Consider the following 17,402-nt stretch of genomic DNA (forward strand, 5'->3'; position numbering starts at 1 on the left):
CCTACTTCAGCAGCCCCTTCTCCTTGTAGTACCGCTCCGCGCCTGGATGTAGCGGCACCGGCATGCCGTCGAGCGCCTTTGCAGGATCGATCGCCTTGGCGGCGGCGTGGGCGGCGGCTAGTTGGTCGAGATGCTCGAACATCAGCTTGGTCATCTGATAGGCCGTCTCGTCGGAAACATCGGCGCGGGTGACGAGGAAATTGCCGACGGCCGCGGTCGCGACGTCCTCGGCCTGGCCCTCATAGGTGCCCTTGGGGATAACCACCGACAGATAGGGGGCGCCGATCTTGGCGACATCCTCGGCCGGCACGGCGACGACGTTGATCGGCACCGAGGTGGCGAGATCGCGGATCGAGGCGACCCCGAGGCCGGCCGACTGCAGCGTGGCATCGAGCTGGCGGTTCTTGATCAGCTCGACCGATTCGGCGAAGGGCAGGTATTCGACCCGGCCGAGATCCTCGTATTTCAGCCCGGCGGCGGCAAAGATGGCACGCGCATTGAGCTCGGTACCGGAGGCCGGCGCGCCGACCGACAGGCTCTTGCCCTTGAGGTCGGCCAGCGTCTTGATGCCGGAATCCTGGCTGGCGACGATCTGGATATAGTTGGGGTAGATGGCGGCGATGCCGCGCAATTTGTCGAGCTTGCCGGGGAAGCCGGCCTCGGCATTGCCTTCGGCGGCCATCTTGACGGAATCGCCGAGCGCGAAGGCGATCTCGCCCTTGCCCTGCTGCAGCAGGTTGAGGTTCTCGACCGAAGCCTTGGTGGCCTGCACCTGGGTGCGGGCGCCTGTGATGCCCTTGCTGTAGATTTCCGACAGCGCCACGCCGAGCGGGTAGTAGACGCCCGACGTGCCGCCGGTCAGCACGTTGATGAATTCCTGTGCCCTGGCCGAGGCAATGCCGAGCCCAAGCGAAAGCGCCATTGCGCCGGCTGCAACGAACTTCGTTCTGAAATGGAACATCCGGTTTCCTCCCTGAAAATATTGGCTGCCGCACCACCTCCTCGATGCGAACCGGCCGAGTTTAGACGGCGGGCCGCAAATGCCAACCCGCAATTGCATTCATTAGACGAACGGTTGAATGGATGCGGAAACAGCTCCGGCTTGCGCGGGGCGCGACCGTGGCCGAAAGATTTTTTCCGGCACCTGTCGAAATCGGCCCTTGCCGCGCGACATATGTCCGGCTCGCAAGGACGCGGCCTACGAAACCACGGGAGAAGACCCATGCGATACATGCTTTTGATCAACAACGACGAAGCCGCACTGGCGAACACGCCGATCGAGAAGGCTCAACAGATGAGCGCGGCCTATGGCGCCTATACCGAAGCGTTGAAGAAATCCGGCGCGTGGCTGGCCGGAGAAAGGCTGCGCCCGACTCAGGCAACCACCTCGGTGCGGATCACCGACGGCAAGACCAACGTGATCGACGGCCCCTATGCGGACACCAAGGAGCAGCTTGCCGGCTTCTACATGATCGAAGCGGCCGACATCGATACCGCCATCGAATGGGCCGCGCGCTGCCCGGCGGCCAGCACAGGCACGGTCGAGTTGCGGCCGATTTGGGAAATGGCCGAATACATGCCCAAGAAATGACGATGTGATGGACAGCAGCGCGCAGATTGCCCGGGCAGCCGCCGAGGCCGCCGCCCGGCAAAGCTACGGCAAGCTGGTCGCCTGGCTCGCGGCGCGCACGCGCGATGTGGCCGCCGCCGAGGACGCGCTGGCCGACGCCTTTGCCGCGGCGCTCGAACGCTGGCCGGAGACCGGCGTGCCGGAAAAGCCGGAAGCCTGGCTGCTTGCCGTGGCAAGGCGGCGGCGTGTCGACGCGGTGCGGCGGCGGCTCACCAGCGAAGCCGGCCGCGACCATCTCAAGCTGATTGCCGAGGAGGCGGAGGCGTGCATGACCGACCAGGACCTGCCCGACGAGCGGCTGCGGCTGATGTTCGCCTGCGCGCATCCGGCGATCGAACCTGGCGTGCGCGCGCCATTGATCCTGCAGGCCGTGCTTGGCTTCGACGCCGCGACGATCGCCTCCGCCTTCCTGGTCCCGCCGGCGACAATGGGCCAGCGCCTGGTGCGGGCCAAGGCCCGCATCCGTGAAGCCGGCATTCCGTTCCGCGTACCGAAGCGAGCCGAACTCGGCGAGCGCCTGGATACCGTGCTGGAGGCCATATACGCGACCTTCGCCGAGGGTTGGTCCGACCCGGCGGGCACAGAGACGCGGCGCCGGAACCTGGCCACAGAAGGGATCTGGCTCGGCAGGCTGGTGGCCTCGCTGCTGCCGGACGAACCGGAGGCGCTGGGCCTGCTTGCGCTGATGCTGTTCGCCGAGGCGCGCCGTACCGCGCGCCGCGATGGGTCCGGAGATTATGTGCCGCTCGCCGAGCAGGATCATGCGCTGTGGGATCATGCCCTGATCGACGAGGCGGAAGTCCTGCTCGGCCGCGCCGCCTCCATGGGCGCGATCGGCCGCTACCAGCTCGAGGCGGCCGTGCAGTCCGTCCACGCGGCGCGGCGGCTGAGCGGCGAGACCGACTGGGTGGCGATCCGCGAATTCTACGACGCGTTGCTTTCGATCGCACGATCGCCCGTGGTGGCGATCAACCGCGCGGTGGCGATCGCCGAAGCCGAGGGCGCCGTGGCGGGGCTGGCGGCGTTGTACGTGCTTGGCGACGACAAGCGGCTCAATGATTACCAGCCCTATTGGGCCGCGCGCGCCGGCCTTCTGGCCAGGCTCGGCCAGGTGCCGCAGGCGGTCGAAGCCTATGACCGTGCGATCGGCCTCGAAAGCGATCCGGCGGTACGCCGCTTCCTGCAGGGAAAACGCGCGACGCTCAGGCATTGAAATGCCTGAGCGCGGTGCTTTGCCGATGAATTGTTCAGCCCGGCCACATTTCGTGCGATGCGTTGAGCGTCTTCATCAGCGGGTGCTCGCGAAGCCTGGCCCACATGCGTTCGATGTCGGGCCAGGCAGTGCGTGCCTTGCCGCTGTCGGGATGCCAGGCCACCAGCATGGCCAGATAGATATCGGCCACCGACATCGCCTCGCCTGCCAGCCAGTCGCGGCCGCGCAAGGCGGCATCGACGACGGCAAAGCCGCGGTCCATCTCGGCCACGGCCGCCTGCTTGACGGCCTTGGCGCCGTCGGCGTCGGCCGTGTAGCGCGGCGCGTAGTAGAAACGCAGCACCGCCGGATAGAGGGCGGACGACATGAACGCCATCCAGCGCAGGAAGTCGGCGCGGGCCGGTTCATCGGCCGCCGGCGCCAGCCCGGCCCGCGGATGGCGTTCGGCGAGCAGGATGCAGATGGCCGCCGATTCGGTCAGCGAGCGGCCGTCCGGCAAGGTCAGCACCGGCACCTGGTTCAGCGGGCTGATGTGGAGGAAAGCGGGATCGGGCCGATCGGATTTCGGTACGTCGATCTGCTCGAACGGCGCCTTGGCCAGCGCCAGGGCCGCCTCGACAACGAAGCCGCCGCTGCCGGGACGGGTGTAGAGCTTGTACATGAGGTCCTCCGCCGGCCCTGCGGGGGCCGGGGCGATATGAACCGGAAGCAGGGCGCTGCTCAAGCCCGTGGCAGCCGCCACCGCGGGTTTTTTCAGCGGGCCAGGCTAAGCGCCTTTTGTGTTAAGCGCCCGGCAGGGCAGAAGAGAGCGTGTCGGAACTCGACAGGCGACGCGCCGTATCGCTTCGCCCAACGAAGACCCTACGCCCCCAAGCCCTCGAACAGGATGGTCGACAAGTAGCGTTCGGCGAAGGACGGGATGATCACCACCAGGTTCTTGCCCTTGTTCTCCGGCCGCGAGCCGACGACGATCGCCGCCTGCAAAGCGGCGCCCGAGGAGATGCCGACCGGCACGCCTTCCAGCCGGGCGACGAGGCGGGCATTGGCGACCGAATCCTCGTTCGAGACCGTGACGATTTCGTCATAGATGGTGGTGTCGAGGATTTTTGGCGCGAAGCCGGCGCCGATGCCCTGGATCTTGTGCGGGCCAGGCTGGCCGCCCGACAGCACCGGCGAGGTTTCCGGTTCGACCGCGACGACATGCAGCGAAGGCTTGCGCTTCTTCAGCACCTGGCCGACGCCGGTGATGGTGCCGCCGGTGCCGATGCCGGAGACGATGATGTCGACCTCGCCATGGGTGTCGTTCCAGATCTCCTCGGCAGTCGTCGTGCGATGGATCTCGGGATTGGCCGGGTTCTCGAACTGCTGCGGGATGATGGCGTTGGGGATGGTGGCCGCCAGTTCGTCGGCCTTGGCGATGGCGCCCTTCATGCCTTTCGGCCCTTCGGTCAGCACCAGTTCGGCGCCGAGCAGCGCCAGCATCTTGCGGCGCTCGACCGACATGGTCTCGGGCATGGTGAGGATCAGCTTGTAGCCCTTGGCGGCGGCGGCGAAGGCAAGCGCTATGCCGGTATTGCCCGAAGTCGGCTCGATCAGCGTCGTCTTGCCGGGAGCGATCTTGCCCGATGCCTCGAGCGCCTCGATCATCGCCACGCCGATACGGTCCTTGACCGAGGCGATCGGGTTGAAGAATTCGAGCTTGGCAAGGAGATGGGCAACGATGCCCTTCTCCTTGGCGAATTTGTCGAGCCGCACCAGTGGCGTGTCGCCGATCGTATCGGTGATGGAATTGTAGATGCGGCCACGGCCGGGAACACGGGCGGAGGCGGCGGACTTGTTCATTGGTTTGGCTCCCAGAATGTCAGGCGGATGAACTGATCTCAGACGGATGGCCCGCCAAGATAGGCCTTCCACGGACGCAAGATAGACCGTCGCCCGAAAATATCCGAGTGGGGCGCGTGTCTAAAACGCCTCGGCCTCGGAAAAGCGTTCCCGCAAAAGCCGGTCCAGCGGAATGCTTTGGCAAAAATGGCCCTATTGGCGGGCAGCGATCGCCGCCGCCGCGCCGACCATGAAACCGGCCGCGGTGCGGTTCAGCGCCTTCAGGGCGCGCGGCGAGCGCAGGAACCAGCGTGCCTTGGCCGCCAGCGCCAGATAAGGCACCAGCACCACGAACAGGACGAGGACGGTGAGTGCGGCGAGGATGCCGTAATCGGCCAGCGTGATGGTCTTGAGGTCGACGATGGTCGGCGTGATGGCGAGATAGAAGATCATCGTCTTCGGATTGCCGAGCGTCACCGTCAGGCCGGCGAGGAAGCTCGACGCCAGCCCGCCGTTGCCTTTCCTGGCCTCGACCGTCTCGGGCGTGATGCCGGCGGTCCAGAAGCGCCAGCCGAGGAAGGCGAGATAGGCGACGCCGGCCCATTTGACGGCGAGGAACACCAGGCCGAAGGTCTGCGCGACAAAGGCAAGCCCAAGCACCACGGCGGTGAGATAAAGGAGGTCGCCGAGCATCAGGCCGAAGGACATGGCCAGCGACGAGCGGAAGCCGGAACCGAGCGCGCGCGCCACAAGCGCGGTGACGCCGGGGCCGGGAATGGCCGCGGCCAAGCCGAGGGCGGCGCTGTAGGCGAGGAAGCCGGTGAGGGTCATGGATCGAGCCTTGCGTCCGCGAAACTGCTGGGACGGCGCCTTGTCGCACAGAGTTTCGCGGGCGGGAATTGCCTGGAGCCGGATTTGGTTGCACCAGGCATGCCCCGTGCCCGGGACCTCCCAAGCGGATCAGGACCGCCCGTCGCCGTAGGTCACGCGCCAGATGGTGCCGTTGCCGTCCTCGGTGACGATCAGCGCGCCGTCGCTCGCCACCGCCACGCCGACGGGCCGGCCCCAGACCTCGCCGCCGGAGGTGAGGAAGCCGGTCATGAAGTCCTCATATTCGCCGGTCGGCTTGCCGTCCTTGAACTTGAGCCGCACCACCTTGTAGCCGGTCCTGTTGCCGCGGTTCCACGAACCGTGCAGGGCGACGAAGGCGTCGCCCCTGTATTCGGCCGGAAAACCGGATCCCGCGCGGACATTCCTGCCGTCGTAGAAGGCGATGTTGAGCGGCGCCGAATGCGCCTGCATCAGAATGTCGGGGACGGTGACCTTGCCGGCAAGGTCGGGACGCGCGCCCTTGTGGCGCGGATCCTCATTGTCGCCGATATAGTACCAGGGCCAGCCGTAGAAGGCGCCTTCCTTCACTTCGGTCGCATATTCGAAGGGCACGTTGTCGCCGAGCGCGTCGCGCTCGTTGACCACGCACCACAGCGCGCCCGCCGCCGGCTGCATGGCCATGCCCGAACAATTGCGCAAGCCGGTGGCAACGATGCGGCCATTCCTACCGTCCGGGTCGAAAGCCCTGACGTCGGCGCGGCCTTCCTCCGCGCCCCAGGTGGCGCCGAGCGGCTTCGACCTGGCCCAGGCGTCGAGCCCGCCCCGCGGTTTTTTTGCCATGTCCTGGGCGGCGTTCGAACCGGAGCCGACCGAGAGATACAGCGTCTTGCCGTCCGGCGAGAACGCGACGTCGCGGGTCCAGTGATGAGTGGCCGGAATATCGCGGACGACGGTTTCCGGCTCGCCGGAGGCCTTCAGGTCGCCATCGCGGTAGGGAAAGCGCACGATGCTGTCGCTGTTGGCGACATAGATCCACTGCGGGCTGTCCCCTGGCGGATAGAAGGCGATGCCGTAGGGCCGGTTGAGATTGCGGGCGAAGATGCCGTCCCTGACAGGTTTCGCGCTGCCCTCGCCGAGACGGTAGACGCGGATCTGGTTGGCCTCGCTGTCGGCGACGAACAGGTCGCCATTGGGCGCGACACGCACGACGCGCGGATTATCGATGCCCGACGCGATCAGTTCCGCCGAAAAACCCGCCGGCAGCCGCGGCTCGGCGCCTCGAGGCCTTTGCACCGGACCGGCGCTGTTCGAAGCGGATCTGGTGACATAGGGCCGGGGCTGGTCTTGCGGCCTGATCAGCCGGCGCACGCCCGGCTCGTCGGCACGCCAGTCACCGAATGCGGCCGCGCCCTTCAGCACCGGCTCTGCCTGCTGGGCCAATGCCGTCGCGGCGAAGAGCAAGGCAGCAGGGAGCGCCACCGCGCCGGCAAGTCGGATCATCCCAGTCTCCAGCTTCTCGCTTCTTCATGCATGTCGTTGTCCCAAGACCGAGGTCACATGCACCAAGGGAACGGGCGGGCTCGGCAGTCGTTCCGGACGACACGGGGAGTTGAAGGAATTCGGGTCAGGTATCCGCGTCGAGATCGGCGTCGAGGTTCTTTTCCAGTTCGACGAGGTCGGCCGGCAGCGGCATGCCCATGGCGCGGATTTCGCGCAGCTTCTCGCGCAATTGCTCCTGCACTTCGCGCACATCCTCAGGCTGGTTGACCATCTCCTCCAGCAGCAGGCTGATCTGGGCCTTGAACGATTCCAGCGCCATCTTTTCTCTCCTCGGCCGGCTGGATCGATCCCAGCTCTCAGCGCAGCATGCGCGATATCAGCTGCGCCGTATAGTCGACCATCGGGACAATGCGGGCATAGTTGAGCCGGGTCGGGCCGATGACTCCGAGCGCGCCGACGACGCGGGCGTCCTTGTCGCGGTAAGGCGCCACGACCAGCGACGAGCCGGAGAGCGAGAAAAGCTTGTTTTCCGAGCCGATGAAGATGCGCACGCCCGGTCCCGCCTCGGCGAGGTCGAGCAGCTGGATCAGCCCGTCCTGCGTCTCCATGTCCTCGAACAGGTGGCGCAGGAGTTCGATGTCGGCCTGGGCGGTGACGTTTTCGAGCAGATTGGCGCGGCCGCGCACGATCAGGCGCGCCGGCAGGCCGCTTTCCGCGCCGGCCCACACCGCCAGCCCTTTCTCCACCAGGTCCTGCGACAGCGTGTCGAGCGCTGCCCTTGTCTCTTCCTTGATACGCTCGACCTCCGCCCGCGCCTCGGCCAGCGTACGGCCGCGAATATGGGCGTTGAGGAAATTCGAGGCCTCGTGCAATTGCGAGACGGTGATGCCGGCCGGCAGATCGATGACCCGGTTCTCGACGTCGCCGTTCTGCGACACCATCACGGTCAGCGCCTTGGTCGGTTCGAGCTGGATGAACTCGATGTGCTTAAGGGCCACCTCGTTCTTGGCGGCCAGCACCAGGCCGGCGCCGCGCGACATGCCCGACAGCATCTGGCTGGCCTCGGTCAGCATGTGTTCCAGGGTAGCGCCCGAGCCGGAGGCTCGCACCTGCGCCTCGATGCTGCGCCGCTCCTCGTCGGAGAGGTCGCCCAGTTCCATAAAGGCGTCGACGAAGAAGCGCAGGCCGGCCTGCGTCGGCAGACGGCCGGCCGAGATGTGCGGCGCGTAGATCAGGCCGAGATGTTCGAGGTCGCTCATCACGTTGCGGATGGTGGCGGGCGACAGCGAGGACGGCAGGATGCGCGACAGGCTGCGCGATCCCACGGGCTCGCCGTCCCTCAGATAGGAATCGACGATGCGCCGGAAGATGTCGCGCGAACGCATGTCGAGCGCCTGAAGTGCGGGCGCCTGAAGTGCCGGCGTGTGAAGAGCGAGCGACTGCGAAGCGGGATCGACTGCCTTGGTCATTGCGGCCATAACCTCCGGTTCAAGGATATAGACTTCGCGGCGCTGCGCGCAACCCGGTGTCGTGTTGCGCGATCACCCCGGTGTCGCCGCGTTTGCGGCCGCCGGTCCATTTTCCTTTACGCCGTGCCCCGCATGCGTCTAAAAGCCGGCCAAGATTCAAAAAAGCTGACAAGAAAGCAGGCCGAATGCGCCCCTCCAAACGCCAGTTCGACGAAATGCGCGCCATCTCCTTCGAGCGCGGCATCTCCAAACATGCCGAAGGCTCGTGCCTGGTGAAGTTCGGCGACACGCATGTCTTGTGCACGGCAAGCCTGGAAGAAAAGGTGCCGGGCTGGATGCGCAATTCCGGGAAAGGCTGGGTGACGGCCGAATATGGCATGCTGCCGCGCTCGACAGGCGAGCGCATGCGCCGCGAGGCCTCCGCCGGCAAGCAGGGCGGGCGCACGCTGGAGATCCAGCGGCTGATCGGCCGCTCGCTGCGCGCGGTGGTCGACCTGCAGGCGCTGGGCGAGCAGCAGATCACCGTCGACTGCGACGTCATCCAGGCCGATGGCGGCACCCGCACCGCCTCCATCACGGGCGGCTGGGTGGCGCTCTACGATTGCTTGCGCTGGATGGAGGCCCGGCAGATGGTGAGCGTCGCCAAGGTGCTGAAAGACCATGTCGCGGCGATTTCCTGCGGCATCCATGACGGCCAGCCGGTCATCGACCTCGACTATATCGAGGATTCCTCGGCCGGCACCGACGCCAATTTCGTCATGACCGGCAAGGGCGGCATCGTCGAGATCCAAGGCACGGCCGAGGGCGAGCCCTTTTCGGAAGGGCAGTTCGCCGAGCTGATGGGCCTGGCCAAGAAAGGCATCCAGAGGCTGGTGAGTTTGCAGCAGATGGCGGTGGCGTAGTTTATTCATGCGGAGCCTGGGCACCCCCCTCTGCCCTGCCGGGCATCTCCCCCGCAAGGGGGGAGATCGGCTGTTGTCTTCGCCAGTAATCAGCATAGAATACCATGAGCGGGCGCTCACGCTGCCAATCTCCCCCCTTGCGGGGGAGATGGCCGGCAGGCCAGAGGGGGGTGCCTCGTGATCCCCTCTGCCATTCTTGAATCCGCTCTTTACGTCACCGACCTCGCCGCTGCCGAAGCCTTCTACACCGACATCCTCGGCCTCACTCCTCTCGGCAAGGTCGAGGGCCGCCATCTGTTCTTCCGTTGCGGAGCCGGCGTGCTGCTGGTCTTCAACGCCGAGGCGACCAGGATCCCGCCTGCGCCCGACGCGAGGCTGAAAGTGCCGCCACACGGCACATCGGGCGAAGGCCATCTCTGCTTTGCGGCGACCGCCGATGAAATCAGCCGCTGGAAATCCCATCTGAAGGCGAAGAACATCGCTGTCGAAAGCGAATTCGAATGGCCGCAAGGCGGCCGCTCGCTTTATATCCGCGATCCCTCCGGCAATTCGATCGAATTCGCCGAGCCGAGAATCTGGGGACTTTGATGCATTCTCTCGACGGAAAAAAGATCGTCGTCGCCAGCCACAATGAAGGCAAGCTGCGCGAATTCGCCGATCTGATGGCGCCATTCGGATTCGAGGCGAAATCGGCGAAGGACTATGGCTTGCCCGAACCCGAGGAGACCGGCACAACCTTCGAGGAGAACGCCTATATCAAGGCCTTCGCCGCGGCCAAGGCGACGGGCCTGCCGGCGCTGTCGGACGATTCGGGCCTGTGCGTCGACGCGCTTGACGGCGCGCCCGGCGTCTACACCGCCAACTGGGCCGAAACGCCTGATGGCAGCAGGGATTTCGGCATCGCCATGCAGCGCACCGAAGTGGCGCTGCAGGAAGTCGGCGCCGCCTCGGCCGAGCAGCGCAAGGGTCGCTTCGTCGCCGTCATCTGCCTCGCCTTTCCCGACGGCGAGGCCGAATATTACCGCGGCGAGGCCGAAGGCACGCTGGTCTGGCCGCCGCGCGGCGAGCTCGGATTCGGCTACGACCCGGTGTTCCTGCCCGACGGCTTCGAAAAGACCTTCGGCGAGATGACCGCCGAGGAAAAACACGGCTGGAAACCCGGCCAGGCCACGGCGCTGTCGCACCGCGCCCGCGCCTTCCAGAAATTCGCCCAAGCCCGATTGGGTCTGGCCCGGTTAGGCTCGGCATGATCAGGCCCGGCGCCACCATGCCGCTCGACCGCAGCCCCGGTTTCGGCGTCTATGTGCATTGGCCGTTCTGCGCGGCCAAATGCCCCTATTGCGACTTCAACAGCCATGTCCGCCACCAGCCGGTCGACCAGGAGCGCTTTGCCGCCGCCTTCGAGGCGGAACTGGCGACGATGCGCCAGCGCACCGGCCCACGCGAGGTGACCAGCATCTTTCTCGGCGGCGGCACGCCGTCGTTGATGAAGCCGGAAACGGTGGCCAGGGTCCTGGACGCCGTGGCGAAGAACTGGACGGTGCCCGACGGCATCGAGGTGACGCTGGAGGCCAATCCCTCCTCGGTCGAAGCCGAACGCTTTCGCGGCTATCGCGCTGCGGGCGTCAACCGGGTCTCGCTCGGCGTGCAGGCGCTGAACGACAAGGATTTGCGCTTCCTTGGCCGGCTGCACAATGTGGACGAGGCGCTGCACGCGATCGGGCTCGCGCGGGAGATATTCCCAAGGCTCTCCTTCGACCTGATCTACGCACGGCCAGGCCAGACGCCGGAGGCCTGGGCATCGGAGCTCGAACAGGCGATCGGCCACGCCGCCGACCATCTGTCGCTCTATCAGCTGACCATCGAGGAAGGCACGCCGTTCCACGCGCTGCACGCGGCGAAGAAATTCATCATCCCCGACAACGACCACGCCGCCGACCTCTATGCGCTGACGCAAGAGGTGACATCGGCCCATGGTTTGCCGGCATATGAGATCTCAAACCACGCCCGGCCGGGTGCCGAAAGCCGGCACAATCTGACCTACTGGCGCTATGGCGAATATGTCGGCGTCGGCCCCGGCGCGCATGGCCGCTTCGTCGAGAACGGCCACCGCGTCGTGACCATCGCGGAGAGGATGCCGGAAACCTGGGCCAATCTGGTCGAGGCCAAGGGCCATGGCGTCACCGGAGGCGAGACCCTGACGCGCTCCGAAGAGGCTGACGAGTTCCTGCTGATGGGACTGAGGCTGGCGGAAGGCATCGACCTGTCGCGCTACGAAGCGTTTTCCGGGCGCGGCCTGTCGAGCGCACGGCTGTCGGTGCTGCAAGGCGAAGGGCTGGTGGCGCCGATCGGCAACGCCCGCCTGCGCGCCACGCCCGCCGGCATGATCGTGCTCGACGCCGTGGTGGCCGATCTGGCACGGTAGGCTGGGATGCTGCTCCCAATCTCGAAGCCAAGATTACGCTTCTGGAGGCGGCTGTTTCGCGGTATCTGAGTTGAGACCCGACCGGTGAGGCTATCCGAATGAACCTGCCGCTCTCCTGGCAATTCTGGGCGCTGTTGTCGGCGACTTTCGCGGCGCTGACGGCGATCTTCGCCAAGGTCGGCATCGAGACCATCAATTCCGATTTCGCCACCCTCATCCGGACAGCCATCATCCTGGTCGTGCTTGCGGCGATCCTCGCCGCCAGCGGCCAATTCCAATCGTGGGCCTCGATCTCCGGGAAGACCTGGCTTTTCCTTAGCCTGTCGGGACTGGCGACCGGAGCCTCGTGGCTCTGCTATTTCCGCGCGCTGAAAATCGGCAATGCGGCGCAGGTGGCGCCCATCGACAAGCTAAGCGTCGTGCTTGTGGCGGTGTTTGGCGCGGTCTTTCTCGGCGAGCGGCTCACCGGTGCGAACTGGCTTGGCGTCGCCCTTATCGCGGCGGGCGCGGTGCTGGTCGCTTATCGAGGGTAGTGCTGCGCCGTGGCGGGCGTTCTTGGTTTCGAGACGGGTGATGAAAATATCGAAGCGATTGGGCATCGTCCGGTCAGTGCTCCGTCGTGCTGTCGGGTTCGTTGTCGGGTAGCTTGATCTCTGGTGGCGGGCGGCGCGCGGGCCCCTGCTTGCCGTCCGTGGTGGCGGGCGGCTTCCCGTCTCCTTGCGCGGCAAAGCGCTTGCGGCCTGCATAGTAGGGCTCGAAAGCGTCCTGTATGGTCAGTCTGTCCATCCTGTCCTCCCGGGGGAATCAGGGGCTAAATCTGCGAAAGACGGTTTCGTTCCCTACTGTGGCGAAGGAATGGCGCTCGCCTTGCATTACAGCGGCTTTTGCAACCCGGCGCGGGCCGTGCCAAACAGGGCGGATGATTTCGGAACGTCCTTCGCGGCTCCATCTGGACGCGGGCGCGCCGCTGACGGAGAAGGGCACCGGTGACTGGCGAGACGGGAAAGCGCAGCTATGTGATCGGGCAGACCGAGATCGCGGCCCGGCCGCTCGAACCCGCGCTCTATCTGGTGGCGACGCCGATCGGCAATCTCGCCGACATCACGCTGCGCGCGCTTGAGACGCTGGCCGCCGCCGACATGGTCGCCTGCGAGGACACGCGCGTGTCGCGCGTGCTGCTCGACCGCTACGGCATCCGCCGCCGCACCACGGCCTATCACGAGCACAATGCCGGCGAGGCCGGGCCAAAATTGATAGCGGCGCTCCAGTCGGGGCAGAGCGTGGCGCTGATCTCGGATGCCGGCACGCCGCTGGTTTCCGATCCCGGCTACCGGCTGGTCGGCGAGGCGCTCGACCAGGGCATTCGCGTCGTGCCCATCCCCGGTCCGTCCGCGCCGCTTGCCGCGCTCACCGCATCCGGCTTGCCTTCGGATGCCTTCCTGTTCTCCGGCTTCCTGCCGGTCAAGGCGGGGCAGCGGCTGGCGCGGCTGGACGCGCTTAAAGCGGTGCCGGCGACGCTGATCTTCTTCGAATCGCCGCGCCGGCTGGCCGAGTCTCTCGGCGCGATGGCCGAAGCGCTTGGCGGCGAGCGCAAGGCAGCGATCGGCAGGGAATTGACCAAGACCTTCGAGGAGATGCGCACCGGCACGCTGCGGGCGCTGGCCGACCACTATGCGGCGGCCGATACGCCGAAGGGCGAGATCGTGGTGTGCGTCGGTCCGGCCGAAGCCAGGGCGGACGAGCCGGCCGATATCGACCGGATGCTGTTGTCGCTCGCCGCCGAAATGCCGGCTTCGAAGGCGGCGGCGGAAGCGGCGAAGATGACCGGCGGTCAGAAGCAGGCGCTTTACCGGCGGCTGCTGGAACTCAGGGATGCCTCTGGAGAGGACCGTGGCTAGGCTCCCGAGCGTCAGCCGTCAAAAGGCCTACCGGCGCGGCCATCGCGGCGAATGGCTGGCGGCGGCGGCGCTGGTGCTGAAAGGCTACCGGATCCTGGCGCGCCGCCATCGCACCGTTTCGGCGAGATCGACCTGATCGCGCGGCGCGGCGACCTGGTGCTGTTCGTCGAGGTCAAGGCGCGCCGCACGCTGATGGAAGCGATGGAGGCGATCGCCCATGAATCGGAGCGCCGCATCGAAGGCGCCGCCGACATCTGGCTGTCGCGCCAGCCGGATTACGGCAGGCTGTCGATGCGGTTCGACATGATCGCCGTGCTGCCATGGCGCTGGCCGGTGCATGTCCCGAACGCGTTTTACGGGCGCAATTGAGGCTGCGTCGCTCGGGTTCGGCATTCGGCGGGCCATTCGCCCGCGCCAAGTGCCGCGATCGCCGCGATTATGCGCCGGAACGCCTCGGCGGCGGCCGGCACTGTGGTGCGGGCGCGCAGGAAACTGTGCACGAGGCGCTTCTCCTCGCGCCAACTCGCTCTGCCGCCGGCGGCCAGGATGCGGTCGCGATAGGCCTCGCCGTCCGACGACAGCGGGTCGCATTCGGCGGTAACGACAATGGTGGGCGGCAGGCCGGAGAAGTCGGCGGCGCGCAGCGGCGAGAAGGTCGGATCGTCCGGCGCCTGTCTCTTGGCCGAGCGGACGTGGCGGTAGAAGGCGACGTCGCCGGTCGACAGAAGCGGCGCCTCGGCATGCTCGATGTAGGAGCGGGCAGTCTCGTCGCCGCCGAGGCCGGGATAGATCAGCACCTGGCCGGTCGGCCTCTTCGCGCGAGCGCGCGTCGCGTGACTGACCGCCGCCGCCAGATTGCCGCCGGCGCTCTCGCCGGACAGCAGCAGTGGCCCGTTCGCTCTAGCCGCCGCCCATTCGAAGGCGGCCAGAGCGTCGTCGAAGGCGGCGGGGTGGAGATGTTCGGGCGCCAGCCGATAGTCGACCGAGAGCACGGCAAAGCCGGTGCCGGCGCAGATCTCGGCGCAGATGTCGTCATGGCTGTCGAGCCCGCCCAGGATGAAGCCGCCGCCATGGTAATAAAGCACCGTGGCCCGCGCGGCCGTGCCTGCCATCCCGTAGTGCCGCACCGCGATGTCCCGGCCGGGGGCGGCGATGAGGCCGTCGCTCGCCGTCACCCCCGGCGGATAGGGCTGGCGAAGCGCCCGGCACATCCTGTCATAGATCGCACGCTGCTTGGCGATCGGCAGGTCGATCGTCTCGGGCGGATACCAGGCGTTGATGCCGTCTATATAGGCCCACAGCGCAGGGTCGAGCCGCGTCGCGTATTTGCTGCGACCGGTCATTCACTGCTGCCCACGGTTTCGGAAGGCATTGCCTCAAAGCTCGCTGTAAAGCCTGGCCGCGTTTTCAAAGCTGAAGCGCAGCGGCACCGAGCCCTCGACCTGCCAGACGGCGACGCTCTCGCCAGCCAGCAGCAGGCAGGCGCCGTCGGTGTCGGTGACGGCGCCGCCATAGAGCCGGTTGGCGAGGTTGAGGATTGCGGTCTGGTGCATGGCGGCACTGCCGCTGCCGCAGGCGTCCTTGACCAGCAGCACGCGAAAGCCGCGCGCCACGGCGTCCTTCACGGTGGCATCGATGCAGGCCTCGGTCCACACGCCAGATATGACCAGCCATTCGACGCCGGAAGCCTTGAGCCGATCGGCGGCCGGTCCCGCGCGGAAGGCGCTGGCCTCGGCCTTGATCAGCAGCGCCTCGCCATCAGCAGGCGCCACCTCACGGCAGATCTCGGTCAGCGGATCGCTCTTGTCGGAGAAGGCCGACTTGCCGTCGGTTCCAACAGGGTGAAAGGGCCGCTCCTGCTTGTCGAGATCGACAATGTAGGCCCAGTGATGGAGCGGCACATTGTTCTGCCGCGCCGCCGCCTGCAGCCGCTGGACGTTGGCGAGAATCTTGTCAAAACCCTCGACCAGGTAGCGCGGGTCCTGCCGGTGCTCTTCCTGCAGGTCGATGAAGACAGCGGCCACGGTGCCGCGCTTGACGGAGATAGGGCTTTTCATGCGGATGCGCCTAGCCCCCAAGATACTTCCAAACGCTGGAGGGACAGAGGGGGGCGCCAAGGAATGAGGCGCTCGTTCTGCAGCTGCGATGCGTCGCCGAGGCGGGCAGTGGATGTCAAACCTGCTTCTCCAGAAACTCATCCTCATAGGGGAAGCGCGACAGGAGCTCGGTGCCGGTCTCGGTGATCAGGATTTCATCCTCCAGCTTGACGCCCTCGCGGCCGCCCTTCTCGCCAATATAGCTTTCCACGCTCACCACCATGCCTGGCACGATATGGCCGTCGCGGCCATAGGTTTCGTAGTCCATGGCGTGCGCGATGAAGGGTGTCTCGCCATGCATGCCGACGCCGTGCATGACCGAGGTGTAGCGCTGGTCGACGAAGCGGTCGGGGATCTTCCAAGCCTTTTCGGCGATCTCGCGGAAAGCCATGCCGGGCTTCACGATCGAGATATTGTGCTGAACCTGGTCGTGCGCCATGCGGTAGAGCGATTTCTGATAGGGGGTCGGCTTGCCGGGCCCGCAGCGGAAGGTGCGCGAGAAATCCGAATAATAGCCATAGCAGCCGATCGTGTCGGTATCGAGCGCCAGCAACTCGCCCGGCCGGATTTTTCGCCCGCTGGCCTCGTTGAACCAGGGATTGGTGCGCTGGCCCGACGTCAAGAGCCGCGTCTCGATGAACTCGCCGCCCTGGCGGATGACCTCGCCATACATGATGGCGAACAGCTCGTTCTCGGAAACGCCGGGCTTGATCGCCTCGCGCACGGCATAGACGGCGGCTTCCGCGCCGGCCATCGACACCTGCAGGCATTTCACTTCCTCCGGCGTCTTGACCGCGCGCACCGCCAGGATCTCGCCCTGGCAATCCCGGACCTCGCAGCCGCGCTTTTCCAGCGCCAGCGCCTGCAGATGGCTGCAACGGTCGAGCCCGAGTTTCATCGAGCCGCCGCCATGCTGCTTCAGGAGTTCGGCGATCTCGTCGGCGAAGGGACCGGCGGTCTCGTCGTCGCGGCCCGATACCGACGACCAGACGAGCTTGGAAGGACGCGCCTCGTCGATCGTGTCGAGCACCATCGAGACATGGTAGCTCTGCGGATATTCGAACAGCACGATCGGCCCTTCGGTCGGAATGAAGAAATAACGGGTCGAGTTGCGCAGAAAATAGCCGAACATGTTGCGCGAGCCGGTGGCGTAGCGCTGGTTGTAGGGGTCGAACAGCACCACGCCGCCATAGCCGGCCTCGCGCATCCAACCGCGCAGCTTGGCCAGCCGGCCTTTACGAAGGGCGTCGGCATCGATGAAGGACGGCTCGGTGTCGGACAGCCACATGCCGCCCGCCGGATCGGCCGCCGCGGGGTGGCGCATGCGGTCCTTGAAGTCGACGTCTTCAGTGCTGTCGGGGTCGAATACGACGATGCTCATGGGGGCTGACCTTGGGTGGTTTGCAAGATCAGACCATGGCGCAGGAGATAACGAGGGATTGTGCGGAAAACCGCGCTTGTTGTGCGAGATGCCGCTGGGGTAATAAGAGATGCAGGTGCCAAGCGCCCCCCTCTGCCCTGCCGGGCATCTCCCCCTCAAGTGGGGAGATTGGCAGCTTTGACCTCGTCGCTTCTTCGGTGAAAATTGGCGAAAGCTGTTGTGACGTTCAATCTCCC

19 protein-coding genes and 1 pseudogene are annotated in these 17,402 nt (G+C 66.1%); 9 read left to right on the plus strand and 11 right to left on the minus strand.

Annotation, left to right across the window (positions count from 1 at the left end; translation table 11 throughout):
* Position 1: 1 nt before the first annotated feature.
* Positions 2 to 961 (minus strand): TAXI family TRAP transporter solute-binding subunit, encoded by a 960-nt coding sequence (locus FJ946_RS08480; protein WP_140563829.1) that lies wholly within the window; start codon positions 959 to 961, stop codon positions 2 to 4.
* Positions 962 to 1,222: 261 nt separating this feature from the next.
* On the opposite strand from FJ946_RS08480, the gene FJ946_RS08485 reads away from it, so the two are divergent.
* Positions 1,223 to 1,591, plus strand: coding sequence for a YciI family protein (locus FJ946_RS08485; protein WP_140491798.1), 369 nt, complete (start codon positions 1,223 to 1,225; stop codon positions 1,589 to 1,591).
* 7 nt (positions 1,592 to 1,598) lie between these two features.
* Complete coding sequence (locus FJ946_RS08490; protein WP_140563967.1) at positions 1,599 to 2,843, plus strand: RNA polymerase sigma factor; 1,245 nt, start codon at positions 1,599 to 1,601, stop codon at positions 2,841 to 2,843.
* 34 nt (positions 2,844 to 2,877) lie between these two features.
* Here FJ946_RS08490 and FJ946_RS08495 read toward each other — a convergent pair whose 3' ends face one another.
* The 6 genes from FJ946_RS08495 to hrcA all read right to left on the minus strand — a co-directional run bounded on the left by FJ946_RS08495 (position 2,878) and on the right by hrcA (position 8,464).
* Positions 2,878 to 3,504, minus strand: a complete 627-nt coding sequence (locus FJ946_RS08495; protein ID WP_140563831.1) for a glutathione S-transferase family protein — start codon at positions 3,502 to 3,504, stop codon at positions 2,878 to 2,880.
* A gap of 200 nt (positions 3,505 to 3,704) precedes the next feature.
* On the minus strand, positions 3,705 to 4,685 hold the full coding sequence (gene cysK, locus FJ946_RS08500; protein ID WP_140491804.1) for a cysteine synthase A: 981 nt from the start codon (positions 4,683 to 4,685) through the stop codon (positions 3,705 to 3,707).
* Between the two features lie 192 nt (positions 4,686 to 4,877).
* The gene (locus tag FJ946_RS08505) at positions 4,878 to 5,495 is read right to left on the minus strand and encodes a LysE family translocator (protein WP_140563833.1); all 618 of its coding nucleotides are present in this window, start codon (positions 5,493 to 5,495) and stop codon (positions 4,878 to 4,880) included.
* A 129-nt stretch (positions 5,496 to 5,624) separates the two neighbouring features.
* On the minus strand, positions 5,625 to 6,995 hold the full coding sequence (locus FJ946_RS08510) for a sorbosone dehydrogenase family protein (RefSeq protein ID WP_140563835.1): 1,371 nt from the start codon (positions 6,993 to 6,995) through the stop codon (positions 5,625 to 5,627).
* A gap of 124 nt (positions 6,996 to 7,119) precedes the next feature.
* Positions 7,120 to 7,314: a hypothetical protein gene (locus FJ946_RS08515; protein WP_140524420.1), complete on the minus strand. Its 195-nt coding sequence runs from the start codon at positions 7,312 to 7,314 to the stop codon at positions 7,120 to 7,122.
* A gap of 37 nt (positions 7,315 to 7,351) precedes the next feature.
* A complete protein-coding gene (hrcA, locus tag FJ946_RS08520; RefSeq protein WP_140524421.1) occupies positions 7,352 to 8,464 on the minus strand; it encodes a heat-inducible transcriptional repressor HrcA in 1,113 nt (370 codons plus the stop codon).
* 185 nt (positions 8,465 to 8,649) lie between these two features.
* Between hrcA and rph the strand changes: the two genes are divergently transcribed.
* The 5 genes from rph to FJ946_RS08550 all read left to right on the plus strand — a co-directional run bounded on the left by rph (position 8,650) and on the right by FJ946_RS08550 (position 12,324).
* Positions 8,650 to 9,366, plus strand: coding sequence for a ribonuclease PH (gene rph / locus FJ946_RS08525; protein ID WP_140563837.1), 717 nt, complete (start codon positions 8,650 to 8,652; stop codon positions 9,364 to 9,366).
* A gap of 177 nt (positions 9,367 to 9,543) precedes the next feature.
* Positions 9,544 to 9,954, plus strand: coding sequence for a VOC family protein (locus FJ946_RS08535; RefSeq protein ID WP_140554721.1), 411 nt, complete (start codon positions 9,544 to 9,546; stop codon positions 9,952 to 9,954).
* Positions 9,954 to 10,616, plus strand: coding sequence for an RdgB/HAM1 family non-canonical purine NTP pyrophosphatase (gene rdgB / locus FJ946_RS08540; RefSeq protein ID WP_140554722.1), 663 nt, complete (start codon positions 9,954 to 9,956; stop codon positions 10,614 to 10,616). The genes FJ946_RS08535 and rdgB overlap by 1 nt, the downstream gene beginning before the upstream one ends.
* The gene (hemW, locus tag FJ946_RS08545) at positions 10,613 to 11,791 is read left to right on the plus strand and encodes a radical SAM family heme chaperone HemW (RefSeq protein WP_140491825.1); all 1,179 of its coding nucleotides are present in this window, start codon (positions 10,613 to 10,615) and stop codon (positions 11,789 to 11,791) included. Before rdgB ends, hemW begins: the two co-directional genes overlap by 4 nt.
* A gap of 98 nt (positions 11,792 to 11,889) precedes the next feature.
* On the plus strand, positions 11,890 to 12,324 hold the full coding sequence (locus FJ946_RS08550) for an EamA family transporter (protein ID WP_140491827.1): 435 nt from the start codon (positions 11,890 to 11,892) through the stop codon (positions 12,322 to 12,324).
* A gap of 73 nt (positions 12,325 to 12,397) precedes the next feature.
* On the opposite strand, the gene FJ946_RS08555 is transcribed toward FJ946_RS08550, so the two are convergent.
* Entirely contained in the window at positions 12,398 to 12,577 is a 180-nt protein-coding gene (locus tag FJ946_RS08555; protein ID WP_140491829.1) for a hypothetical protein, read from the minus strand.
* A gap of 200 nt (positions 12,578 to 12,777) precedes the next feature.
* Here FJ946_RS08555 and rsmI point away from each other — a divergent pair, with 200 nt between their 5' ends.
* Entirely contained in the window at positions 12,778 to 13,689 is a 912-nt protein-coding gene (rsmI, locus tag FJ946_RS08560; RefSeq protein ID WP_140563839.1) for a 16S rRNA (cytidine(1402)-2'-O)-methyltransferase, read from the plus strand.
* Positions 13,664 to 14,058, plus strand: a pseudogene (locus FJ946_RS08565) (YraN family protein). The gene rsmI and the pseudogene FJ946_RS08565 overlap by 26 nt, the downstream one beginning before the upstream one ends.
* Here the strand turns inward: FJ946_RS08565 and FJ946_RS08570 are convergent.
* From FJ946_RS08570 to FJ946_RS08580, 3 genes are all read right to left on the minus strand, one after another.
* On the minus strand, positions 14,043 to 15,032 hold the full coding sequence (locus tag FJ946_RS08570; protein WP_140563841.1) for an alpha/beta hydrolase: 990 nt from the start codon (positions 15,030 to 15,032) through the stop codon (positions 14,043 to 14,045). The pseudogene FJ946_RS08565 and the gene FJ946_RS08570 overlap by 16 nt on opposite strands.
* Before the next feature lie 33 nt (positions 15,033 to 15,065).
* On the minus strand, positions 15,066 to 15,746 hold the full coding sequence (locus FJ946_RS08575; protein ID WP_140563843.1) for an isochorismatase family protein: 681 nt from the start codon (positions 15,744 to 15,746) through the stop codon (positions 15,066 to 15,068).
* A gap of 115 nt (positions 15,747 to 15,861) precedes the next feature.
* Positions 15,862 to 17,166 (minus strand): Xaa-Pro peptidase family protein, encoded by a 1,305-nt coding sequence (locus tag FJ946_RS08580; RefSeq protein WP_140550515.1) that lies wholly within the window; start codon positions 17,164 to 17,166, stop codon positions 15,862 to 15,864.
* Between the last annotated feature and the right edge of the window lie 236 nt (positions 17,167 to 17,402).

The organism is Mesorhizobium sp. B2-4-7, from assembly GCF_006442685.1.
Classification (GTDB): Bacteria; Pseudomonadota; Alphaproteobacteria; order Rhizobiales; family Rhizobiaceae; genus Mesorhizobium.